The organism is Chryseobacterium sp. MEBOG06, from assembly GCF_021869765.1.
Lineage (GTDB): Bacteria > Bacteroidota > Bacteroidia > Flavobacteriales > Weeksellaceae > Chryseobacterium.
In genome coordinates this window covers 3,981,199-4,003,791 of the sequence record NZ_CP084580.1, presented here as the reverse complement: position 1 = coordinate 4,003,791, position 22,593 = coordinate 3,981,199, and the positions used below count along the sequence as shown (strand labels likewise).

At 36.2% G+C, this 22,593-nt stretch carries 20 protein-coding genes; 10 read left to right on the top strand and 10 right to left on the bottom strand.

Annotated elements, in window-relative coordinates; translation table 11 throughout:
* Nucleotides 1–83 precede the first annotated feature (83 nt).
* Complete coding sequence (locus LF887_RS18290) at nucleotides 84–1,190, top strand: Mrp/NBP35 family ATP-binding protein (protein ID WP_236855685.1); 1,107 nt, start codon at nucleotides 84–86, stop codon at nucleotides 1,188–1,190.
* 48 nt (nucleotides 1,191–1,238) lie between these two features.
* Nucleotides 1,239–1,487, top strand: a complete 249-nt coding sequence (locus LF887_RS18285) for a NifU family protein (protein WP_002977212.1) — start codon at nucleotides 1,239–1,241, stop codon at nucleotides 1,485–1,487.
* 341 nt (nucleotides 1,488–1,828) lie between these two features.
* On the opposite strand, the gene LF887_RS18280 is transcribed toward LF887_RS18285, so the two are convergent.
* The 5 genes from LF887_RS18280 to ppk1 form a co-directional block, all read right to left on the bottom strand.
* Nucleotides 1,829–4,867 carry a choice-of-anchor I family protein gene (locus LF887_RS18280; RefSeq protein ID WP_236855684.1) on the bottom strand — a complete coding sequence of 1,013 codons (3,039 nt, stop codon included), beginning with the start codon at nucleotides 4,865–4,867 and terminating at the stop codon, nucleotides 1,829–1,831.
* A 143-nt stretch (nucleotides 4,868–5,010) separates the two neighbouring features.
* Complete coding sequence (locus LF887_RS18275) at nucleotides 5,011–5,160, bottom strand: hypothetical protein (protein ID WP_236855683.1); 150 nt, start codon at nucleotides 5,158–5,160, stop codon at nucleotides 5,011–5,013.
* Nucleotides 5,157–5,810 (bottom strand): NAD-dependent epimerase/dehydratase family protein, encoded by a 654-nt coding sequence (locus LF887_RS18270; protein ID WP_236855682.1) that lies wholly within the window; start codon nucleotides 5,808–5,810, stop codon nucleotides 5,157–5,159. The genes LF887_RS18275 and LF887_RS18270 overlap by 4 nt, the downstream gene beginning before the upstream one ends.
* A gap of 220 nt (nucleotides 5,811–6,030) precedes the next feature.
* Nucleotides 6,031–6,915, bottom strand: a complete 885-nt coding sequence (locus LF887_RS18265; RefSeq protein ID WP_236855681.1) for an exopolyphosphatase — start codon at nucleotides 6,913–6,915, stop codon at nucleotides 6,031–6,033.
* Complete coding sequence (ppk1, locus tag LF887_RS18260) at nucleotides 6,912–8,984, bottom strand: polyphosphate kinase 1 (protein WP_236855680.1); 2,073 nt, start codon at nucleotides 8,982–8,984, stop codon at nucleotides 6,912–6,914. The genes LF887_RS18265 and ppk1 overlap by 4 nt, the downstream gene beginning before the upstream one ends.
* Nucleotides 8,985–9,526: 542 nt before the next feature.
* Here ppk1 and dnaK point away from each other — a divergent pair.
* From dnaK to LF887_RS18220, 8 genes are all read left to right on the top strand, one after another.
* On the top strand, nucleotides 9,527–11,419 hold the full coding sequence (gene dnaK, locus LF887_RS18255) for a molecular chaperone DnaK (RefSeq protein WP_236855679.1): 1,893 nt from the start codon (nucleotides 9,527–9,529) through the stop codon (nucleotides 11,417–11,419).
* Nucleotides 11,420–11,682: 263 nt separating this feature from the next.
* On the top strand, nucleotides 11,683–12,015 hold the full coding sequence (locus LF887_RS18250) for a hypothetical protein (RefSeq protein ID WP_236855678.1): 333 nt from the start codon (nucleotides 11,683–11,685) through the stop codon (nucleotides 12,013–12,015).
* A 471-nt stretch (nucleotides 12,016–12,486) separates the two neighbouring features.
* Nucleotides 12,487–15,207 carry a TonB-dependent receptor plug domain-containing protein gene (locus LF887_RS18245; protein WP_236855677.1) on the top strand — a complete coding sequence of 907 codons (2,721 nt, stop codon included), beginning with the start codon at nucleotides 12,487–12,489 and terminating at the stop codon, nucleotides 15,205–15,207.
* Between the two features lie 23 nt (nucleotides 15,208–15,230).
* Nucleotides 15,231–16,583 (top strand): DUF4876 domain-containing protein, encoded by a 1,353-nt coding sequence (locus tag LF887_RS18240; protein WP_236855676.1) that lies wholly within the window; start codon nucleotides 15,231–15,233, stop codon nucleotides 16,581–16,583.
* Nucleotides 16,573–18,165, top strand: a complete 1,593-nt coding sequence (locus LF887_RS18235; RefSeq protein ID WP_236855675.1) for a DUF6850 family outer membrane beta-barrel protein — start codon at nucleotides 16,573–16,575, stop codon at nucleotides 18,163–18,165. The genes LF887_RS18240 and LF887_RS18235 overlap by 11 nt, the downstream gene beginning before the upstream one ends.
* Nucleotides 18,166–18,172: 7 nt before the next feature.
* Nucleotides 18,173–19,315 carry a cytochrome-c peroxidase gene (locus tag LF887_RS18230; RefSeq protein WP_236855674.1) on the top strand — a complete coding sequence of 381 codons (1,143 nt, stop codon included), beginning with the start codon at nucleotides 18,173–18,175 and terminating at the stop codon, nucleotides 19,313–19,315.
* A gap of 21 nt (nucleotides 19,316–19,336) precedes the next feature.
* On the top strand, nucleotides 19,337–19,819 hold the full coding sequence (locus LF887_RS18225) for a DUF4920 domain-containing protein (protein WP_236855673.1): 483 nt from the start codon (nucleotides 19,337–19,339) through the stop codon (nucleotides 19,817–19,819).
* A 212-nt stretch (nucleotides 19,820–20,031) separates the two neighbouring features.
* A complete protein-coding gene (locus LF887_RS18220) occupies nucleotides 20,032–20,544 on the top strand; it encodes a thioredoxin family protein (protein WP_236855672.1) in 513 nt (170 codons plus the stop codon).
* Nucleotides 20,545–20,618: 74 nt separating this feature from the next.
* Here LF887_RS18220 and LF887_RS18215 read toward each other — a convergent pair whose 3' ends face one another.
* The 5 genes from LF887_RS18215 to LF887_RS18200 all read right to left on the bottom strand — a co-directional run bounded on the left by LF887_RS18215 (nucleotide 20,619) and on the right by LF887_RS18200 (nucleotide 22,563).
* Nucleotides 20,619–21,215 carry a hypothetical protein gene (locus LF887_RS18215; protein WP_236855671.1) on the bottom strand — a complete coding sequence of 199 codons (597 nt, stop codon included), beginning with the start codon at nucleotides 21,213–21,215 and terminating at the stop codon, nucleotides 20,619–20,621.
* A gap of 153 nt (nucleotides 21,216–21,368) precedes the next feature.
* Complete coding sequence (locus LF887_RS18210; RefSeq protein WP_236855670.1) at nucleotides 21,369–21,764, bottom strand: hypothetical protein; 396 nt, start codon at nucleotides 21,762–21,764, stop codon at nucleotides 21,369–21,371.
* A 51-nt stretch (nucleotides 21,765–21,815) separates the two neighbouring features.
* Nucleotides 21,816–21,947 carry a hypothetical protein gene (locus tag LF887_RS24275; RefSeq protein WP_262912481.1) on the bottom strand — a complete coding sequence of 44 codons (132 nt, stop codon included), beginning with the start codon at nucleotides 21,945–21,947 and terminating at the stop codon, nucleotides 21,816–21,818.
* An 82-nt stretch (nucleotides 21,948–22,029) separates the two neighbouring features.
* Nucleotides 22,030–22,386, bottom strand: coding sequence for a hypothetical protein (locus LF887_RS18205; protein WP_236855669.1), 357 nt, complete (start codon nucleotides 22,384–22,386; stop codon nucleotides 22,030–22,032).
* A gap of 12 nt (nucleotides 22,387–22,398) precedes the next feature.
* A complete protein-coding gene (locus LF887_RS18200) occupies nucleotides 22,399–22,563 on the bottom strand; it encodes a hypothetical protein (protein ID WP_236855668.1) in 165 nt (54 codons plus the stop codon).
* Between the last annotated feature and the right edge of the window lie 30 nt (nucleotides 22,564–22,593).

Here is a 22,593-nt window from a genome sequence, read left to right as displayed (position 1 = left end):
CTGATTTATCACCTGATATTATAGATTTTATTGATTCTAAATTACCGAAAAAATCCGTAAATTTGTGAACAATTTATATTTATATGTTGACGAAAGAAAAGGTTCAAGATTTCCTTAAAGAAATAGAAGTAGACGATTTGGTGAATAATCTTCAGATTGTGGGTAATGATGTTTATATTGATATGACTGCTCATTCGCCGGCAATGCATGAAAAGAAAAAACTGGAGGCTGCCATGAAACAGGCTTTTGCCAGTGAGTTTGGAGAAGATGTTCATTTAAAACTTAAAATCGTTTCTCCGGAGCCTAGTGAAATTCAGCAAAGTCAGATCAAAGGAAAACAAATTCCGGGAATTCAAAATATTATCGCTATTGCTTCCGGTAAGGGAGGAGTAGGTAAGTCTACTGTTTCTGCAAATATGGCAGTAACATTAGCTAAAATGGGCTTTAAAGTAGGATTATTGGATGCCGATATTTATGGGCCGTCTGTTCCTACTATGTTTGATACAGAAGGTGAAAAGCCGATTTCTGTAGAAGTTAATGGGAAAAACATGATGAAGCCTGTTGAGAATTATGGTGTGAAAATGCTTTCAATAGGATATTTCTCAGGAGCAAATCAGGCGGTAGTATGGAGAGGTCCTATGGCATCAAAAGCATTAAACCAGATGATCAGAGATGCTGCATGGGGAGAATTGGATTTCCTGTTAATAGATCTTCCTCCGGGTACCGGTGATATTCACCTGTCAATTATCCAGGAAGTACCTGTAACAGGAGCAGTGATTGTAAGTACGCCTCAGCATGTAGCCTTGGCAGACGTTAGAAAAGGTATTGCAATGTTCCAGATGGAAAGCATCAATATCCCTGTTCTTGGATTGATCGAAAATATGGCTTATTTTACACCGGATGAACTTCCTGAAAATAAATATTATATCTTTGGTAACCAGGGAGCTCAATATTTAGCAGAAGATCTTGGAATTCCTGTATTAGGAGAAATTCCGTTGATTCAAAGCATCAGAGAAGCAGGAGATGTAGGAAGACCGGCAGCGCTTCAGGAAGGATCTAAAATTGCAGATATCTATACAGAAACTGCCAGAAAAATGGTAGAAAGCTTGGTGGAAAGAAATAAAAGTCTTCCTCCAACTGAAGCTGTGAAGATTTCAACAATGGCTGGATGCTCACCAAAAGCAAAATAATAATAACTTTCAATAGAATTTGAAAAACCGAATTGAACTGAAAAAAATATGGAAACAAACATAACGCACGAAGATACAGTAACAAGAGTAATGGAAGCTCTGGAAAGCATCAGACCGTTTTTGAATAAGGACGGAGGTGACATTGAGCTTATTGATGTGAAAGACAACCAGGTTTTTGTGAAACTTTTAGGTAACTGTTCCGGATGTTCATTGAATTTTTCAACCCTGAAATTGGGTGTTGAAAATACCATCAAACAACATGCTCCGGAAATCGAAAAAGTAATCAACGTAGAGTAAAAACTACTTCTGAGATATTTTTAAAAGACAGGCCTTTTTAAGACCTGTCTTTTTTTTTATTTAAATTAAGATGTTGATTTTCAAAAGTTAATTCAATAAAACCTTAACAGAGCATATAATTAGTTAAAGATTGATAATTGATTGGTTTCTATAAAAAAATAAAATAGAAAGAAGAGGAATTTTTAGAATTAAATCATAGAACAAGCAGACAGTTTTTGAAATTTTATTTCGTTTTATCTGCGGATTATATTTTCTAATTGAATTACTTTTAATTTATAGATTTTCCATCAATAAAAAGAGCTCCGAAATATTCCGGAGCTCTTCAATCAACTAAATATATTTTACTTTACAATTACTCTTTTTATTTGTGCTTCCGAAGTTTTTACAAAATAAACTCCGGTAGAAAGATGAGCCGTATCTACTGTTAAAGCATTCTTTTCTTTGCCGATCAGTTTTCCGGACATATCATACAGTTCATAATCCTGTTTTCTATTGAAATAAAGTATATTTCCTTTGTTGACGGGATTTGGGAATACAGTAAAGGTTGCCTGCTCAGAGGTAGTCTCACCGGTTCCCAAAGTAGGAGGCATTGCCACTTCATACATAGATAAGGTTCCGCTGATTTCGTTGGCGATAATCACATATCCCTTATTGGTTGTCGTATTCTCCGGAGCAATATAAATAATCCCTTCAGGACCATTGTCGCCTCCGTATGCTGAGGTGGATCGGGAGTGTTTATAGTCCGTAAAAGTAGGATTGTTAGGATCTGTAATATTATAAACCATTACACCTCCTGTTCTTTCTAAAGTAATGAATGCGTAAGTCTGTCCGTTAATTGTACCCAAAGCAACACCTTCCGGCTCCGGACCCTTTGCACGGCTTCTGCTTTTAATAGCATTGGATTCATTATCCGCATTGAAAATTAATGGATGATTGTCCGCAATGTATCTTTCAAACTGATCTCCACTGTCGTACACGATCTGCCGGGTATCAGCATTAAAGATCGAGAACGAGCGGGCTCCTAAAGCAGCCATTTCTTCAAAATCTGCATCCCCGTCTGTATTTCCGGTGGCAGAAGAAACTCTGAATCTTCCCAGGTTATAAGAAGCTTTTAATATTGCTGAATTCGGGAAAATACCAGGATCTAAAATATAATTGTTGGCTCCAACGGTTGTTCTTTCACTGTATCCGGAAAGATCTTTTTCATCTCCTTCATTGGCAGTTACAATATAATGGGTATTCCCGACTTTATAGTTCTGTACTGCATCCGGAACATAATACGCCTTTACAGGCCAGTTGGCAATCAAAACTTCCCCGTTGTTATCCGAAGCATCAAAACCATTGCCCGGAAGGCTCATATCTTTTTTACCCAGTCCCCACACTCCTGTGATTGTTTTTGTGGCAAGGTTAACCTCAGCAATAGCGTTATTTTCCTGAAGAGTTACCCATGCTTTCTGGCTGTCAGCACTTATGGTTACATATTCAGGCTCCAAATCCTGAGAAAGCGTGTTATTGGTTCTTACCTTTCTAAGGCCTGTAGCTGTTAGAGCATCAAGCTGGGAATCAAAATTATTGAAATTAAGAGTAGCTACGTTACTTTGGTTAAGACTTCCGATACCGCCTGAAATATCAATGATACTGATTGTTCCCTCCGGATCTACAGTATAAGCATCATTAGGCTCTCCTTCATTGGCTGTGACCACTTTAGTTCCGTCCGGGGTGAAGGTTATCATATCTGGTAAAGCTCCTACAGTCACCTGTTTCAGGAAATTTCCGTTAATATCAAAGAATACTACAGATCCATTTTGCTGAGGATCTGTATTAGGTGAAGCCGCAGCGATAATTCCGTTTTTCACAGCAATACTTGTGATGCCGCCATATGCCGCCATATTTACAGTTTTTATCACAGCTGGTGTTGCCGGATTACTAAAATCAATAATATCAAAAACATCCGTAATGGAACTGATTGTAAATAGCCTTTGCGTTGATGGATCATGTACTACAATTTCGGTAGAGCTGTTATTATTTCCTGAAGGGTCAAAACTTCCGACATAGTTGAGCTGGATCTGCCCGGAAGGTACCGGAGCCGGCTTATCATTATCTACAATATATACTGTTGCAGAATTATCACCGGAAATAGTAGCTCCTACAGGATTTTCAAGACTTACTACAAAATATTCTGCCTGCTGTTCAGCAAGAGTGTCATCAATAATAGGGATATTGACTGTATAACTGGTTGTAGAAGGGGTAATATTAATGGTCTGATTGGCTAATGTGAAATCATTGCTGTCTGCAGTACTGAATGGTGCGGGTTTTACAACAAGATTGACCGTAGAAGTGGATGGATTTGTAATATTGATCTTTAATGCAAGAGTTCCTGCATTTTCATTCACTTTAATAAAATTCTTTTCCAGTGAAATTGAAGTACCCGTGGTACTGAAGGTTGTAGACGTTGATGCTGTTAACGCATTATCACTGAAATCCTCAATAGTATTAGGTTTTAGAGCAAGATAATAGGTTTGTCCTGCTGCCAAAACGGAATTCGGAATGATTGTAATCATATTATTACTGAAAGTAGTAGTAAAAGGAACCTGCGTACCGGCTGCACTGCCCATCCTGAAATCAACGATATTTTGTGCATTAGCATTATTGATTACAGAATTATCTATTAACCTGATGTTTTCATTAAAAGTTAAGGTTGGGTTTACAGCAGTTGATACATTATTTGTATTGTTGCCAGGGAGATAAGTGACCGTGGGTGGAGTAGTATCAGTTCCTGTTGCAGGACTGGCGTCTACCGTGAAGTTATCAAACCGGTTATTGCCTCCGGTACCTCCTCCGGCTGCTGTAAATTCAACTTTTAATTTAAAATTGGGGTTGTTTGAGGCTCCCTGTACAGTAGAAAAATCGAAAGTAATCAGCTGTGGATTGGCATCTTGAGGGCTCACCGTCTGATACTGAACAAAAGTAGTTCCGTCTGTAGAATAAGACCATATCTGTGTTCCTGCTCCCTGTGTAGATTTTCTTGTGGTGAATTTAACAATGACGTTATTATAACCTGTGGTGGGCAGGTTGAATTGTAATGCCCCTCCAATCGGATTGTTGAATCTTAAATGAGTCCCGGATGCATCTCCGTTTCTGGCATTTAGATTATCTATATTAAAATTCTGTCCGGTACCGCCGGCAAAATCTATCACACTCGTACCTCCAGATACAGCCATAAGTGAGCCATTGACTAGTGTAGAGGAGGGAGTAGTGACTGAAGTTGCAGAAGAATTATCGTTAAAATTCCAGTAATGAAGGAAGGTCTGTCCGAAAAGTCCGCTCTGAAAAAAGAATGCGGCGATGACAGACCCTTTAAATAAGTAGTTGTTGATCATTTTTTGCTTCAATTAGATAAATACAAAAATGAACTTTATGTTTCGCAACTATTTTAATGGAATTTTAAGAAATGTTTAAAAAATAGGTTTGTTTCTGATAAAATATAGAATCTTTATTCCAGTGATATACATTTAGAATTCAACTATTTGGAAGATTTACCGGAAAAGTTTAGCATTGTTCCTGACCTGCCACCTTCCAGAGGATGCTTTTGCATATAGAAATATCCTGAAACTGCAGTCAGAAGCAAGAGTACAAAAATAACCAGAACAATTCTTTTTAACATGTCTCTCATATAGCTAAATTTTTAATATCTCTAATTTCTAATGTTGATGTAGGGTACCCTTTCTGTGTGACATTGATCATTGCTCTCCCCACTTCGTGTAAAGTTAATGATTTTGTTGGTAAAAAAACAGGAAAAATCCAAATTAAAGGTTTAAAAAACCATTTTACATTCAACTGTCCTTCAACAGGTTTCATAAATCCGGGTCTGAAGTTGTAGGCGTCTTTAAAACCCATTTTTTTTAATGTATTTTCTATTTTTCCTTTTACCCTTGCCCACATGATCTTTCCACTCTCTGTACTGTCTGTTTGAGCTCCTGATACATAATTGAATACCATTCCCGGGTTTTGATGTAAAACTGCTTGTGCAAAATGGAGGGTAGTGTCGTACGTAATTTTAGTATAATCTTCTTCGTTCATTCCGACACTGCTGATTCCGGCACAGAAAAAACAGGCATCATAGCCTTTGAGGTTTTCATCATTCAGGTCAATTGATAAAAAGTCAGATACCAGGTATTCTTTAAGTTTAGGATGCTTTTTTCCGGAAGGTTTTCTGCTGACACTCAGGATTTCAGAAACATTAGGGTTTTCCAGACATTCCATTAAAACGCCTTCGCCTACCATTCCTGTGGCTCCTGTAAGTATTATTTTGATTGAGTTCATTGCTTTGCTATTGATAATGGTTAAGACGAATGAGAGAGGGTTTTTACTTTAAAAAAATGGAAAAAAGATAAAAATTAATTTATGATTATTCAGTTTTTAATTCATTAGATTCCTTTTTGAAATTAGGCAGAATGAGATTGCTCTGCTGCCTCAATGATGTTAAATAATTTAAGAAAAAACCGGACAAGAAGCTGGCCGGTTTTGAAGTATGTTTTTAGAACTATTTTTTTTGTTGCAACTGGCTGTAGATATTCTGAATTAAACCATCTGCTACAGAAATTTTAGGAACAAATATTTTATTGATTTCCGACCATGTCATAACATTATTGAAAATGTTAAGAGCATGAGCCACCACATCAGCTCTGTCTTCTCTAAGGCTGTGTTTTGTCATTCTTTCCTCTACTGAAAGCTCACTGAATTCTTTATAGACTTTCTTAAGGTGAGCTAAAGACATGGGTTTGCCATCTTTGGTTTTGCTCATAGAAAATACTTTATTGATATTTCCTCCAGATCCTATGGCGACAATCGGTTTATTACTGACAATATTTTTCTTTATTTCGTCTTTCATTTCTTTCCAGTTATCTGCAGTAACCAGATCGTTGAGAAGCCGGATTGTTCCGATGTTGAAAGATCTTTCATATATCATTTTACCATTTTCATAGAAGGTAAGTTCAGTAGAACCTCCGCCTACATCAATGTATAGATAGGCATAATCTTTATCAAGTCCTTCTGCTACGTGGTTTTCATAAATCAAAGTGGCCTCTTCATCTCCTGAAATAATCTCTATATTAATTCCGGATGCTTCCAGAACTTTGCTGATAATTTCATCTCCGTTGGCAGCATCACGCATGGCGCTGGTTGCACAGGCTCTGTAATGGTCTACTTTGTAGATCTTCATAAGGTCACTAAAGATTTTCATGGAATCGATGACCATTACTTCTCTTTCGGGACCTATTTTTCCCATGGTGAAAACATCCATCCCTAATCTTAGAGGGATTCTCAACAGATTGAGTTTAATGAATTCAGGTTTTTCATTATTTATTTTTACTTCATTGATAAGAAGTCGGGCTGCATTACTCCCTATGTCTATCGCTGCGATCTTCATTTTTTGCTTGTTTTAGCTTTTAAATATTTATAGGTTTCTATTTGTGAGCGGCATTCTTTTTTATCATTTCTTATATATTCATTGCTCAGTCTTTTATCTAAAATTCTTGCTTTCACATTATCCCTAAGCTGAATGTCCAGAATATCTTTTAATTCTTTCTTAAGGTTCTTATCAGTGATTTTAGCTGCGGCTTCGATCCGGTAATCCAGGTTTCTGGTCATCCAGTCTGCAGAAGAAATGTACATATCTTCTACTCCTTTATTGTAGAAATACATGACTCTGGCATGTTCCAGATATTCATCTACAATACTTATGGCTTTTATCTTTTCTTTAAATTCTTTTTGGTTGACAGGACAGTAAATTCCTCGTACTATTAATCTGATTACTACTCCTGCTTTGGCTGCATCGTATAATTTCTCAATCAGTAATCTGTCACTCAAAGAATTTGCTTTTACAATAATCTCCGCTCTTCTTCCTGCTTTTGCTTCTTCGATTTCTTTATCAATATGATGAACAATCTTTTCACGCATGAACTGTGGGCAAACTAATAAATTTTTGCAAGTTTTCAAAACGGGAATAAAGTCGTCTTTTGGTTTTTTGAGGACATTAAAGACTTTATTAATGTCTGCCATAATGCCCCGGTCAGCGGTCAGCAATAAGTGATCACCATAGATTCTTGCTGTTTTTTCATTGAAATTTCCGGTGCTTACAAACCCATACTGAATCGTTTTGTTGTGGGCTCTTTTTTTGATCACACAAAGCTTGGCATGAACCTTTTTGTTGGGAATCCCTACAAGAACGGTGATTCCTTCCGGCTCCAGCATTTCTTTCCATTTCAGATTGGATTCTTCATCAAACCTTGCCTGAAGTTCCAGCATTACGGTAACTTCCTTGCCGTTTCTCGCCGCATAGATCAGTGCATTGCTTATTTTTGAACTGCTTGCCAGACGGTAGGCTGTGATTTGTATTGATTTTACATCCGGATCCATTGCCGCCTCACGCAGCAAATCAATGACCGGGTTATATTTATGGTAAGGAAAGCTTAGTAATATATCTTCTTTGAGAATAACATCTGTGACTCTTTCCCCATGTTCAAATGCCTGATGGGTAAATGAAGTTCTTTCTTCGGGCCTTTCATATGTTTCAAAAACATCAGGAAAATCCATGAAATGCTTGAAATTATGTATTTTACCTCCGGGAATAATGCTGTCTTTTTTTGTTAAATTTAATTTTCGGATAAGAAGCTCTAATAAGGCCTTATCCATATCTTTATCAAAAACAAAACGAGTAGGCTTTCCTTTTCTTCTGTTTTTGAGGCCCTTTTCTATTTTTTCTGCAAAGTTGGTTCTGATATCATTATCAAGATCCAGTTCTGCATCTTTTGTTACTTTAAAAGCATTGGCCGCAAATTCATCATATCCGAAATAAGAGAAAATATGCGGAAGATTAAAGGTGATTACATCTTCAAGAAGCATGACATTTTTTTCTTCCGGATCTTCTGTAGGAAGCAGTACAAATCTTCCCACAAAACGGGAAGGTATTTCAATAATGGCATAATTGCTGGAATACTGCCAGTCTTTTTTTCTCATAGCAACCCCCAGATAAAGACTTTTGTCTCTCAGATAAGGCATTGGAGTATTTTCATGAAGCAGGATGGGGATCACATTGGACTCTACCACTTCATCAAAATAAGTTCTGACAAATTCTTTCTGTTGTGCAGTCAGGTTTTTAGAGTTTTTAATAAAAACTTTATGATCAGCCATTTCGGTCTGGATTTTTTTCCAGGTTTTATCAAAATTCAGCTGCTGTCTCATGACTATTTCATTGATTCGCTGAAGAATTTTGGAAGGAGGCTGATAAAAAGACTCAGCAATCACTTTTTCCTTAAAATCCATAGCACGCTTTAACCCGGCAACACGTACTCTGAAAAATTCATCCAGATTGTTGGAGAAAATTCCCAGGAAACGTATTCTTAAATGCAAAGGAACTTTTTCGTCCATGGCCTCCTGCAAAACTCTTTCATTAAAGGCAAGCCATGTGATATCTCGTGGATTAAAGTGTAATGACATTATTAATGGGTATATTTTATCAAAAATAACAATTAGTGGAGATTCCGTCTCTATTTCTTAGGTTAAACTTTGATTAATTTTTAAAGATTTGTAAATTGATCTATGGAAATAGTAGTAAATATATTGATAATCAATAATTTTTATGTTTAATATCATAATAGTTGGGTCATTTTATATAAAAAAATTCACAGTACATCATCTTGATAATGATTGCGGGCCGGAGTTATATGGTGAGTGGAAAGCAATGAAATTCTCTATTTTAAGATGCCTATACCTTTAGGATGATCATTTTTTGTTTGCACAATCATAATATATAGTTTTATATATCAGAGGTCGGAGAAAATTCCGGAAACTGGAAACAATACAAGGAAGATTGGTAAAGGATATGTGTCTAAAATTTCCAGATTATTCAATATTAAACTCCGATTTTATCAGGGTTTTAATTTTTATTATGTCATTTTGTCACAATTTTTTGAATGGTACAGATATTGAGAAATTGAGAATGTAAATAAAATTAAAAATTAGAAAAAATATAAAATATTATGAGTAAAATAATTGGAATTGACTTAGGAACAACCAACTCTTGTGTTGCTGTTATGGAGGGTAAAGACCCTGTTGTTATCCCGAATGCAGAAGGAAAAAGAACAACTCCTTCTATTGTAGCCTTTACAGAAGATGGTGAAAGAAAAGTAGGTGATCCTGCGAAAAGACAGGCTGTAACGAATCCAACAAAAACGGTTTACTCTATCAAAAGATTTATTGGAACGCACTTTAAAGATGATGCTTCTGAAGTTTCAAGAGTACCTTATAAAGTAGTTTCTGGTCCAAATGATACTGTAAAAGTAAAAATCGACGATAGAGAATATACACCACAGGAAATTTCTGCAATGACTCTTCAGAAAATGAAGAAAACTGCTGAAGATTATCTTGGACAAGAAGTGACAAGAGCGGTAATTACTGTTCCTGCATACTTCAACGATGCGCAAAGACAAGCGACTAAAGAAGCTGGAGAAATTGCAGGTCTTAAAGTAGAAAGAATTATCAACGAACCTACAGCTGCAGCATTAGCTTATGGTCTTGATAAGAGCCATAAAGATCAGAAAATCGCAGTATATGACCTTGGAGGTGGTACTTTCGATATCTCTATCCTTGATTTAGGAGATGGTGTATTTGAAGTATTGTCTACAAATGGTGATACACACTTAGGAGGTGATGACTTTGATGATGTGATCATCAACTGGATGGCTGATGAGTTCAAAGCTGAAGAAGGTGTAGATCTAAAAGCTGATGCTATTGCTCTTCAAAGATTGAAAGAAGCTGCTGAAAAAGCTAAAATCGAATTATCATCTTCTACTCAGACTGAGATCAATTTACCTTATATCACTGCTACGGCTACAGGTCCTAAGCACTTAGTAAAATCTTTAACAAAAGCTAAGTTCGAGCAATTATCTGCTGATCTTGTAAGAAGATCTATGGAGCCGGTTGCTAAAGCATTAAAAGATGCAGGTTTATCAACTTCTGATATTGACGAAGTAATCTTGGTAGGAGGTTCTACAAGAATCCCAATCATCCAGGAACAAGTAGAAAAATTCTTCGGTAAAAAACCATCTAAAGGAGTTAACCCGGATGAGGTTGTAGCCATTGGTGCAGCAATCCAGGGAGGTGTATTAACAGGTGATGTAAAAGATGTATTATTACTTGACGTTACTCCACTTTCTTTAGGTATCGAAACAATGGGATCTGTATTCACTAAATTAATTGAAGCAAACACTACGATCCCAACTAAAAAATCTGAGGTATTCTCTACAGCTTCTGACAACCAGCCAGCTGTAAGCATCAGAGTAGGACAGGGAGAAAGACCAATGTTCAATGATAACAAAGAAATCGGTAGATTCGATCTTGCAGATATCCCACCAGCACCAAGAGGAGTTCCTCAGATTGAAGTAACTTTCGATATTGATGCAAATGGTATCTTAAGTGTATCTGCTAAAGATAAAGGAACTGGTAAAGAGCAGACTATTAAAATTCAGGCTTCTTCAGGTCTTTCTGACGAAGAAATCGAAAGAATGAAGAAAGAAGCTCAGGAAAACTCTGCAGCTGATGCTAAGAAAAAAGAAGAAGTTGAGGTTTTCAACAAAGCTGACGGATTGATCTTCCAGACTGAAAAACAATTGAAAGAATTCGGTGATAAACTTTCTGCTGACAAAAAAGCGGCAGTTGAAAGCGCAGCAGCTGAATTGAAAACAGCTTTCGAAGCTAAAAATACTGATGACGTAAAAGCTAAAACTGAAGCGTTAGATGCAGCATGGATGGCAGCTTCTGAAGAATTATATGCAGCTGGTCAACAGCCAGGTGCTGATGCAGGTGCTCAGAACCCTGGAGGAAATGCAGGATCTGAAGATGTACAGGATGCAGACTTCGAAGAAGTAAAATAATTATTGATTAATTTCAGTTATAAATAATAGAAAAACAGCAAACAATGTTTGCTGTTTTTTTATTCCTATTTCTTTTACAATACAGAATTCATCATTGTAAGTTATATCTGTGTTAAAGATTTAAGCTATACCTTCGTTAAGCTGAAAAATTTTTTATAGTATTTAAAGGAAAGGAATAAGCTGCTTTCATTAATTTTTTTTGATGAAAAGATTTGGCTTGTTTTATGCTATATCCACTAAGTTAATTTAAAAAAAATGACAATATGAAAAAGAAATTATTCACCTTATTAGCTTTTGGATTATTTGCAATAGCTATTAATGCTCAAGAAACTGTAAAACAGGACGAAAAAAATGTAGGTAATGCCATCCAGAAAGGAGCAAAGGCAACAGAAAAAGGAGTGAAAGACGGCGCTGAATGGGTTGGAGATAAAACTCAAAAAGGGGCAAAGGCTACAAAAAAAGGTGTTAAAAACAGTACAAAATGGGTTGGAAAAACGGCTACCAAAGGTGCGAAAAATGTTAAGAATGTTGCTGTAAAAGGAGCAGATGCAGTTTCAGATGGTTATAAAGATGTAAAAGCAGATTTAAAAAAATAATTTTTCTGAATAAAAAAAGAAACGACTCTAATAATAGGAGTCGTTTTTTTATTAATATGATTTGGGTTAAAAATATCATACAGTTTGATTTTATGATCAAGAGCTATTTACTGCAATGTTACAAATGAGGCAATACAATGTTTTTGGTAACAGCTTTACCAATAAAAAGTCTAGTGTTTTTTAACATTAAACATAATTATATTACTTATTCAGATTAAATAAAGCCACTTTCAAACCATAGAAGGTGGTTTTTATTTATAGAATATATTTAGGAAGGAAAGTTAAGTTTATTAATATGGTATATCTTAAAAGGAACTATTAAAGGGTGCTTTACTTTATTATTTTATTCTTTACATGGGGATTTATGTGTAAATATTCTTTTATTTTAAGTTAAAATAACTTTAATTATTTCGTAAATCTACTTTTTATTTAGAATAATTATAATTAATTTTGCGGTCTAAATATTCTAAGGTGAAAGTATCGTTATTAGTTGGTGCCGTTTTTTTAACGGCAGGCGGATTTCTGTCTGCTCAGAAAGTAGAGTTTTATCATAATGGGCAGCTTAAAAAAGGAGAACTGGTCAATGGTGGTTTGAAATATTGTAAAGAGTTGCATAAAAAAGATAACTCTATGGTTCTTAAAGGAAAATGCCAGATCACCTTCCTGAATGCCTATAACAAAGAGGAAACTATTATAGTGATAGAGGGAGAAGAACTGCAGATGCAGATTACCTCGCCTAAAAGCTCATCCCGGGAAAAATCAGAAATAAGAATCGAAGGCGTACAGCTTACCGCAAGAAAAAAACAGTTTTCAGAAATTTCTATTCAGCAGGAGGCACTTCAAAATCTCCAGTCCTTTTCTATCGGAGATGTTTTGCAGCAATTACCAGGTCAATATGTACAGCAGTTTGACAATACCCAGTTTAAAAATATTGTGTTCAGAACAGCAAGCGGATCATCTATAACAGGTTCCGGTAATATTCCTGGTGGAGATGATTTTGGAAACAGAGCGTTTGGGGTACAATTGATGGTGAATGATATCGCTTTATCCAACAACGAGAATATGCAGAGCTATGATTCTGCCAACAGCAGCCCCTTTGGGATTAGCTTTAGTAGTTCAGGCCGTGGAGGTAACTTAACTCCCGGGCAACCAAACTATGGTGTTGATTTAAGAGAAATTCCAACAGAAAGTATTGAGAGTATTGAAGTAATACAGGGAATTCCGGATGCCAAATATGGGGATTTAACGTCTGGTCTTATCAAGGTAAATACAATAGCAAAGGCTTCTCCTCTGAGACTTGATGCATCTTTAAGAGAAGGAACTTATCAGATTGGTCTAAACAAAGGTTTCGGGCTTAATAAGAACAATGCGCTTAATGTCTCGGCAGATTATATGAATTCACTTTCTGATCCAAGAACAGATTTGGTGGGATATGATAGAACTAATTTTAATATTCTTTGGTCGTCGAAGGGAAAAAGCGGTTTATCTAATAAACTTTCTGCATCATTTTCTACCAATACCAGTAAAGGAAAGAAAGATCCGGATGACCTGAATGGGATGGTTATCAATGTAGATAATAAAAGCTTTTCATTAGGGAATAATATTTCTTACAATTTTGCCCGAAATGGGAGAAAGCCTTTTTTCAGAATGGTAAGTGCAGATATTGGAATGAGTTATGCAACACAACTTACAGAAAGAAGATATTGGCTGAATCAGGGTGCCCGTCCTTATGGAAATTCTTCGGGAAACAGTGTTTACTATGCTCCCTATACTCCCCCAAGCTACGAAAATCAGGCCTTTTCAGATGGGAAACCTCTTAATATTTATACCAATTTCAGCATCAATGGAAATAAAGTAACCGCTTCCAAGTGGGTTCATGCCTATAGCTTCGGATTCAATTTCAGATATGGAGATAACTTTGGAAAAGGGAGATATGGAACGGCAGGACAATTTGCCTCACTGAAAGCAAGCGGACAGAGTACAAATGGGATGAGGGATTATAACTATCGTGATAATGTACTTTCCAGCAAGCAGTATGCTTTTTATGCCCAGGATAATATTACCAAAGCTTTTGCTAACAAACATATTTTAAGAGCCAATTTAGGATTACGTTACGATCTTCAGAATTCTTATTCCACTTACTCTCCAAGGGTCAATACTTCTTATCAGATGGGAAATCTTTCTGTAAGAGGAGGGGTAGGATTGACCTCTAAAGCACCATCATTGAATCAGTTGTATACTGCACCAAGGTATTTTGACTTCCTGTTGGGAGATTACCGTTTGCCAGGTTATTATTCAGCGGCGATTATGCAGACGGTTGTTACTCCGGGAGATAATTCAGATCTGAAACCTTCACGAAGCTGGAAAACAGAAATAGGAGTGGATTACAGATTTCCCTTTGGAACTGTTAACCTTACCGGTTACTATAATACGTTATTTGATGGATTTACTACCATGAGTGTACTGAAGACAATGGATAAGGCTAAAGTAAATGTTAATATCGTAGGAACACAAGTTCCAACTTTTGAAATTGTGGGCACGGAAAAGTTCCATTACCTCCAGAACCGCATTGTTAATGGATATGAATCTGTGGATAAAGGACTGGAGCTTATGGCTAATTTCAAAAAAATCGAAGCCCTTAACCTTGTGATTGGTTTTAATGCCAGTTATGTAGAAACTTCAGGACGTAAAGATGATGGTCTTTACACATTCACAGCTCCTACCATTACAGATAAGAATTTTGAATACGGAATTTATAACGATACCCGAAATAAGAGCACCATGGCCAGAGCGAGTTTCAGCTTTGACTATCACCTTGCTAAGGCAGGATTAATTATAGGATTGAGAACAGATCATTTCCTTTTAGACAAGAAATTGTCAGGTGCCAACGATATTTATCCTGTAGGGTATCTTAAATACGGTGGAGAGATAGAGATGATTCCGGAAAATGACAGAACTAATCCTTTATATCAGAACCTATTCCTGAAACCTACGGATGAGAAGCTTTCAGGTTTATATAACAAAACTCTGCATAATGTTCATTTAAGGGTAACAAAAGATTTCTTAAGCGGTTTCAGACTCTCGGTATATGTAAGTAATGTTTTCAATTTAAAAGCATATAACGAACAAGGATATCTGTATCCCAACTTTACTTCTACATCATTTGGAGCTAATATTTCCTATAAATTTTAATAATAATACTAAAAATAAAAACAATGAAACGATTAATAATATTGCTGATCATACCAGTTCTGGCCCTTGTAGGATGTAACAGAGATGAGGACTTCGGCGGAAATAACGAGATTAAGCCTGTTCCGTTTACTGTAAATATTAAATATGATGCTTCTAAATATCCTTCCGTTGCAGACAAAGCGGTAGCCAACGTAACCGTTACTATGGAAAATGCAGCCACTGGTGATAAAATTACAGGAAAAACCGATGCTAATGGAGATTTAAAATTAACGGCTTTACTACCGGGAACTTACAGCATTCGGGCTGAACTGCAGTTGAAGAAAAGCGAATATGAGCAGCAGCTGGGGCAGGAAACGAGCTATGAAATCGTACATTTCGGAGGATTCCAGGAAAAAGTAACTGTTAATGCCAATATCTCGTCTACATTGGTAAGAATTTCCAGTGGAAATCTTGGAGATCTTGTGATCAAACAATATTATTATGCAGGTTCAGATAATAAGCTGGGCGCTAATTTCAGAGATCAGTTTATTGAGATTCACAACAATTCTGACCAGACTATTTATGCTGATGGTTTATACCTTGTTTTTCTGGAAGGAAATGTGAATAATAATGTAACCAGTTATACTTTACCTAATGGACAGTATGACTGGAGCCAGACAGCAGGGGGAGGAACAGCCGCCAATACGGACTATGTATATTCCAATATATTAATTAAAGTTCCCGGAAGTGGAAGCCAATATCCTATTTTACCAGGAAAAAGTATCATTGTAGCCCAAACAGCCATTAATCATAAAATGCCTTTTAATGATATTAATGGTGTAGGGGTAGCCATACAGGACCCTTCTAAAACCGTTGATCTGAGCAATGCTGACTTTGAAACCTATATGGGAGACTATAACATAAGCAATGGTAAAAAACCTTTCGCATGGGATATTCAGAATATTATGGTACCGGATATGCTGGTGAACTATTGGAGTATTGCTTCTAATGACCTTATCCTGAATGTTAATTCTATGCTTGGAGTAGGGATTTTGAGAGCTACGGATGCTGAAATTGCAAGCTGGAAAAAAGTTGCCGCTCCTAAAGCACCTATCGGAACACTGTTTTTACAGGTTCCTAAGAAATTTATCATAGACGGTATAGATATTACAGATAAGGAGCAAAAAGCACCTAAGGATTTCCCGTCTGATATTGATGCATCAAGAACTTTCATTGTTAATAATACTAACGGATTGGCAGAGGGTACTTTTACGGGACTTTCTGTAATTCGTAAAACGAAAGAAATCATTAATGGCCGTGTAGTATTGCAGGATACCAATAATTCTGCCAATGATTTTGTAACCATTAAAGCAAACCCTAGAGGATATGCACAATAAAAGAAAAAAAATAAGAAAAGTTTTTCAATACAGTATGTTGGGATTGGCTGCTTTAAGCAGTCAGTTCTTTCATGCTCAGACTACGCATTTAGATAGTATTAATATAAGTTCTGTAGAAAAGGATATCAGAATAAATGATCCTTATATCTCTTTTTTTCAGCCTTTAGATTTTTCTCAGACAAGCTTTCAGTTTTCTACAACGAAACAGAACTTTAAAAGAGTTCAGACTGCTGATAAAATTGGCAGCTTTACTTTTCAATCCGAAGGAGTTTATAAACTGAATGATAAAATTGCATTATCAGGAAAACTTCAGGCAGATAAAACTACTGAAGATAATGTTCCCTATATTCTGAATGATGAGAGAACTACCAATTCTTCCTTTATTTACAACCCTTCTTATTATTGGGCTCCCCGTTCGGCAAGATGGCAGAAGCAAAGCTACTTTATTAATGGGCAGTTTGCCTATAACCCTGTGAAACCGGTTATTTTACAGATAGGCGGAGAAGGAAGGTATGCCAAATCCTACAGGCAGAATGCCGATCCCAGACCAAAAGTGGATGATTATACTTATAAAGCCTTTGCCAAATTGGGATTGAAATGGAGACAGCATGCTATTTTTGGAAAATTGAGTTACATCAACCATTATAAAGGGAATGATATTATGTTTGTGAGTATTGGAGGAAATATCCCTGCCAATGACAGCATCTATATCCGTTACAATGAAGGTTATGGTAACCAGTATATAGGAAATACGATATTTAGAAATTCTGAATATAAAATGGGAGGTTATATCTGGGGTGGAGAATACGCTTTTAACACTGCCAGTACTCACTTTTCTGCCGGGTATGATTATACAAATGTGATAGAACGTTTTTATAAGATCTATGAATATCAGGATGCCAGCTATGCATATCATAAAGATTATACAAAATATTCCGGGCTGAAGACCGATCTGCATAGTTTCTACATTAATTTCTTAGGAAAGTATAACGGAAAAAAATGGGCTTCGGCGGTTACCTATAAGGATCAGCTGGATACCAATTACAACTACCCATTACAGTACAGAACATACCGTCTGGAGCAGAAAAACCTCTCATGGAAAAGTAGTGTAGTGTGGTTCAATCATAAAAATGAGGCATTTAAAATGCTCTTGGATGCAGGATATGGTGAAAATCATGTCAAAGATGTATCTGTAGTGATGGATAGAAAACTTTCTTTTTTTCAGTACCGTTTGGGGTTGGAAAGAGAATTTGCTCTGATGCCTTCCAATAAACTGGCTGTAGGAATTACTCAAAATCTTTACGTGCCGTTGCAAAAAGAATTCAACTATGCACCTTATCAAAGTTCTAAAGATAATATCTTTGTATCCAAAATAGCACAACCTGACTTTGCTTATGATACCACCCCTAAAATAGGGCTTAACCTGAATGCAAGTTACCGTTTGGATGAAGGTAAAATCAGATATGAACTGTTTGGAAGCTTTACTCAGGTCTGGCTGATGAACAGTACTTATAAAAATGGAGCAGATTATAATGGAAAAGCCAATCAGATTGCTGCTGTAGGGCTGAATGTTTATTACTAAAAAAGAAATGAAAGACAGATATCTCGCTTTTCTGGCCGTTGCCGGAATAGTATGTTTATTGAGTTATACTTCTAATGACCCTACGGGATATACCGTAGAAGAGCTGCGTACCTTATACAGCAGCGGAGACCAGTCTAAGTGGCCGGTTCCCCATTTATTTAATGAAGCTAAAGAAGGCTTTCAGGATATAGGACCTTTATCTGAAATGACCTATCCTAAAGACAATCCCTATTCTGAAGATAAAATGGAGCTGGGAAAAATGTTATTTTTTGATCCCAGATTATCTAAAAGCGGACAAATATCGTGTGCAAATTGCCATAATCCTGAGATTGGATGGTCAGACGGAAGCAGGGTTTCATTTGGTCATGACAGGCAGACGGGAACCAGAAATGCACCTACCCTGGTCAATATAGGATATGCAAAAACTTTCTTCTGGGACGGCCGCGCAGCGACACTGGAAGAGCAGGTAAAAGCACCTATTGAAAATCCCGTAGAAATGAATCTTCACATGTCAATGGCGACAAAGAATATCCGAAAAATTAAAGACTATAAAGCACTCTTTGCAAAAGCTTTCGGAAACGGAGATATTACAGAAGATAAAATTGCCAAAGCAATTGCTACTTTTGAGCGTTCCCTCATAAGCCCGCCTTCTAAGTTTGATAAATTTGTTTCCGGAAAGAAAGATGTGCTGACAGATGCCGAAGTGAACGGACTTCATTTATTCCGTACCAAAGCCAATTGCATCAATTGTCATAACACCCCTTATTTTTCTGATCAGAAATTCCATAATCTAGGGCTGACTTACTATGGAAGGAAATATGAGGATTTGGGAAGATATGTGGTTACCAATAAAAATGAAGATGTAGGAAAATTCAAAACACCTACCTTGAGGGAAGTTTCCGAAAACAAACCTTATATGCACAACGGACTTTTCCCAGAACTGGCTAATATTGTCATGATGTACAATGCCGGAATGGGCAGAGAAATCCCGAAAGGAGATCAGATCAATGATCCTAAATTTCCACATAAATCAGAAATGGTGGAAAAACTGAATTTAACGGATGAAGAAATTTTTGACATTGTAGCTTTTTTAAAAACTCTGAATAGCTACAAATACAAAATGCGCCCACCTGAATTACCCAAATCATAACAATTATAAAAAAAGAGAAACATGAAAAAACTATTATCATTAGGATTCTTTGCCTTAAGTATCATCGTTTTTGCACAACTGCCGGAAGGAAAAGCCAACGTTGGTGATTCTTATGGTGCAGGAGTTTCTGCAGATAAAGAAGCAAAAGCAGTTTCTATGCAGAATCTAAACGAGATCCTGAATACAAAACCTATTACAGAAGACGTTACCATTAAAGGAAAGGTAACCGATGTATGCCCTAAAAAAGGATGCTGGATCACGTTGGAAAACCCACAGAAAACAAAGGTTTTTGTAAAAATGAAAGACTATGCATTTTTCTTACCGGCAGCCATTAAAGGAAAAACAATTGTATTGGACGGAAAAGCCGAGCTGAAGAAAACTTCCGTAGAAGAGCTTCGTCACTATGCGGAAGATGCTAAAAAATCTCCCGAAGACATTGCAAAAATAACTGAACCTGCAACAGAGATCAGATTACTGGCATCAGGGATAAAAGTAGTTCAGTAACAAACTTTCTTATATTATTCAAAAAAGCTCTTCCGATGATGTTGGAAGAGCTTTTTTACTTCTGTACTTAATAGATTATTGTATGCCTTTTTTCAAACTGTAGAAAAATGATGGGCTGAGTTTCTTCATAAAAATTAATTTGCGCCAAAAAACATAGTCCTTTTTTTACAGAAAAATACTTACATTCGTGTAATATTAAAGCAAAATTCAGAATGAAATACTCTAAAATTATAGTCATTGCTGCCCTGTTGCTGTTTCAGTTAAATATGGCACAGGAAAAAGCAGATATAGTATTAAATAAAGCACTCAAAGAAGCTAAAGCAGAAAAGAAAAATGTCTTACTGATGTTCCACGCTTCATGGTGTAAATGGTGTAAGATGATGGAGAAAAATATGGATCTTCCGGAGGCCAAACCTATTTTTAATAAAAGATTTGTCACTGCTTATGTGGATGTTCAGGAAAGAGGAGAAAAGAAAAGCCTTGAAAACCCCGGTGGACAGGAGCTGATGAATAAATATAAAGGAGAAAATGCAGGATTGCCTTTCTGGGTGATCATCAACCCGAAAGGGGAGGTATTAACCAATTCTTTCAATGAAAAAGACGAAAACCTGGGATCTCCGGCAACTCCGGAAGAAGTAACCCTTTTTGTGACTAAGCTGGGAAAAGCTTCAAAGCTTAATAAAGAGGAAACTCAGATTATTCATAACGTATTTGGGAAGAAATAAGATCCCCGTATAACAAAAAAAAAATCCCCGGAATTAATACATTCCGGGGATTTGCTTTAATACTGTGTAACCAGTTATAATTCTTTATAAATATATTCAATATTACTCCACAGTACGGCATCTTCCGACTTTGTCATTTCTGATGGAGTGGTAAAAACAATTCCAAACATATTTTCATATTGAGTAGTGCCAAAAAATGTATTCAGAGCGATAGTCAGCCCGTCAGAACCGTTTCTTGGCTCACGTTTCATATATCTGAAAGTTCTCTTTAAAGTAAAGGTAGAAGTGTTTTTATCGAAATCACCGATATAATTCGGTTTATTGCTGTTGTCATCAATTAAAACAGAATCATTGATGATTTTAATACTGTAGGTTATATCTGCTGACGTACCGGATATTAGTTTTATTGAGCTTTTTTTCAGATCAAGCTCTATTTTGTTCCATGCCGGTTCCTTATATAAGCTCCAGTAATTGCTGAGATAAGACTCATCAGGATTAGATTTGCTTCCTGATGATCCTTTGTAAAGAACAGTACCCTTTACACGATAACTTTTAAACTCAAATTGGTAAGCCTGCTTATCTATAGGTCTTGGATCCTCAATCGTATTATCATTATTTCCACATGAGATCAGTGACAGCGAGATCAGCGCAGCATAAAATGGGTATTTCATCGGTACTTTTTACAAAAATAGGTGTTTTGCACGGACCTGTGAAATAGAAAAGAGAGAAAGTTGCTTCTGTAACGGGGAAAAAATCAAATATGTAAAGATAGTGAAAGAGTAAACAGGGGTATTTACTCTTTCAACTTCTTCAACTTGATTATACTATTTACCAAAATAGATCTGATCCTGCTTCTGCTGTTCATTATAAATGATCTGGAAGCTTACAGGCATATATTGGTAAAGCAATTTCCAGTGTTGGATTTTAGCATGTTTTTTAAAACTTTCGAAAGATCTTACAAAGAGGTTTTCGATCATCGTTTTCACGTATGAATCACCATTTCTGTAAAGCCAGTCCATCAGTTTGATGTGATGGGCAATAATGCTGATCTTCGATTCCTGTAAAAGATTCTTCAGATAATTGACAGTAGCCTGCATGATCCCAGCGAAATTGTCCTGTACAGACAACTGTGTGATTTCACTGCGAAGTGGAGCATAGAAAAATTTTAAGTATTCAACAGCTATTTTTTGATTAATAGTTTGCATTTGTACTTTCATCATAATTAAGAATTTTTCAAACACTTTTTATTGTAGCGAAATGTATACCAAAATTTAAAGGCATGCTGCAAAAATAAATACTCCTATGATCACTGCTATGTGAGTGAGTAATATCTCAGAATTATGTTTATTAGTGGTTGTTTTCCAGGTTTTCCAATCTGAAATTCTTCTGATTTTATTTTTCATAATCTATTGATTGTGAGTTATTTTTAATTTTGTTTAAATTAAACACTTTGTAATGAAACAGGTGAAAAATGTAACAAACCCTTTATATGCCATGACTGTAAATTTGTCTTGAATAGACCTGCTGCAGGTCTGAAGACATATGACTAAAGATCTTTTTCCGGTATTCTTCACTGCAAAATGCTGTAAAATTGTCCAGAGAATAGATAAAAGTAGTTTCAATGGCATTTTTTAAGACAGTATCTCCACTAGTGTAGATTTTGTCCATTTTCTGTAAACTCCTGAACAGTAGATTTGTGTCATTCTGACGGATCATGTTTTTAATACGTTCAGTGAATGTCCGGATTATGCTGTATGAATTCTGGATTTTGATTTCTTTTACTTCATTTCCAAAGTCAGGAACCACTTCAGTGATTTCATGTACGGCTTGTAGATAGTTCATATAATTATATTTTTAATGAGGATTTTGTTCAAGTATTTTGATAAAAGCTCCAAAGATCAAAATGACCAAAAATGCAAAGAAGAGCATATGATAAGGTTTCAGCCATGAGGGTGTTTTGGGGCCTCTGCTTTTTAATCTTCTTAGCTTATCTATCCTGTTTAATGTGTTTAAGTCCATTTTTAGATGTTTTGAGAATGAAGATGCCAA

What these genes read in the sequence shown, in the direction of transcription:
- LF887_RS18290 (WP_236855685.1), top strand. Translation starts at nt 84, where the DNA reads ATGTTGACGAAAGAAAAGGTTCAAGATTTCCTTAAAGAAATAGAAGTA.
- LF887_RS18285 (WP_002977212.1), top strand. Translation starts at nt 1,239, where the DNA reads ATGGAAACAAACATAACGCACGAAGATACAGTAACAAGAGTAATGGAA.
- LF887_RS18280 (WP_236855684.1), bottom strand. Translation starts at nt 4,867, where the DNA reads ATGATCAACAACTACTTATTTAAAGGGTCTGTCATCGCCGCATTCTTT.
- LF887_RS18275 (WP_236855683.1), bottom strand. Translation starts at nt 5,160, where the DNA reads ATGAGAGACATGTTAAAAAGAATTGTTCTGGTTATTTTTGTACTCTTG.
- LF887_RS18270 (WP_236855682.1), bottom strand. Translation starts at nt 5,810, where the DNA reads ATGAACTCAATCAAAATAATACTTACAGGAGCCACAGGAATGGTAGGC.
- LF887_RS18265 (WP_236855681.1), bottom strand. Translation starts at nt 6,915, where the DNA reads ATGAAGATCGCAGCGATAGACATAGGGAGTAATGCAGCCCGACTTCTT.
- ppk1 (WP_236855680.1), bottom strand. Translation starts at nt 8,984, where the DNA reads ATGTCATTACACTTTAATCCACGAGATATCACATGGCTTGCCTTTAAT.
- dnaK (WP_236855679.1), top strand. Translation starts at nt 9,527, where the DNA reads ATGAGTAAAATAATTGGAATTGACTTAGGAACAACCAACTCTTGTGTT.
- LF887_RS18250 (WP_236855678.1), top strand. Translation starts at nt 11,683, where the DNA reads ATGAAAAAGAAATTATTCACCTTATTAGCTTTTGGATTATTTGCAATA.
- LF887_RS18240 (WP_236855676.1), top strand. Translation starts at nt 15,231, where the DNA reads ATGAAACGATTAATAATATTGCTGATCATACCAGTTCTGGCCCTTGTA.
- LF887_RS18235 (WP_236855675.1), top strand. Translation starts at nt 16,573, where the DNA reads ATGCACAATAAAAGAAAAAAAATAAGAAAAGTTTTTCAATACAGTATG.
- LF887_RS18230 (WP_236855674.1), top strand. Translation starts at nt 18,173, where the DNA reads ATGAAAGACAGATATCTCGCTTTTCTGGCCGTTGCCGGAATAGTATGT.
- LF887_RS18225 (WP_236855673.1), top strand. Translation starts at nt 19,337, where the DNA reads ATGAAAAAACTATTATCATTAGGATTCTTTGCCTTAAGTATCATCGTT.
- LF887_RS18220 (WP_236855672.1), top strand. Translation starts at nt 20,032, where the DNA reads ATGAAATACTCTAAAATTATAGTCATTGCTGCCCTGTTGCTGTTTCAG.
- LF887_RS18215 (WP_236855671.1), bottom strand. Translation starts at nt 21,215, where the DNA reads ATGAAATACCCATTTTATGCTGCGCTGATCTCGCTGTCACTGATCTCA.
- LF887_RS18210 (WP_236855670.1), bottom strand. Translation starts at nt 21,764, where the DNA reads ATGATGAAAGTACAAATGCAAACTATTAATCAAAAAATAGCTGTTGAA.
- LF887_RS24275 (WP_262912481.1), bottom strand. Translation starts at nt 21,947, where the DNA reads ATGAAAAATAAAATCAGAAGAATTTCAGATTGGAAAACCTGGAAAACA.
- LF887_RS18205 (WP_236855669.1), bottom strand. Translation starts at nt 22,386, where the DNA reads ATGAACTATCTACAAGCCGTACATGAAATCACTGAAGTGGTTCCTGAC.
- LF887_RS18200 (WP_236855668.1), bottom strand. Translation starts at nt 22,563, where the DNA reads ATGGACTTAAACACATTAAACAGGATAGATAAGCTAAGAAGATTAAAA.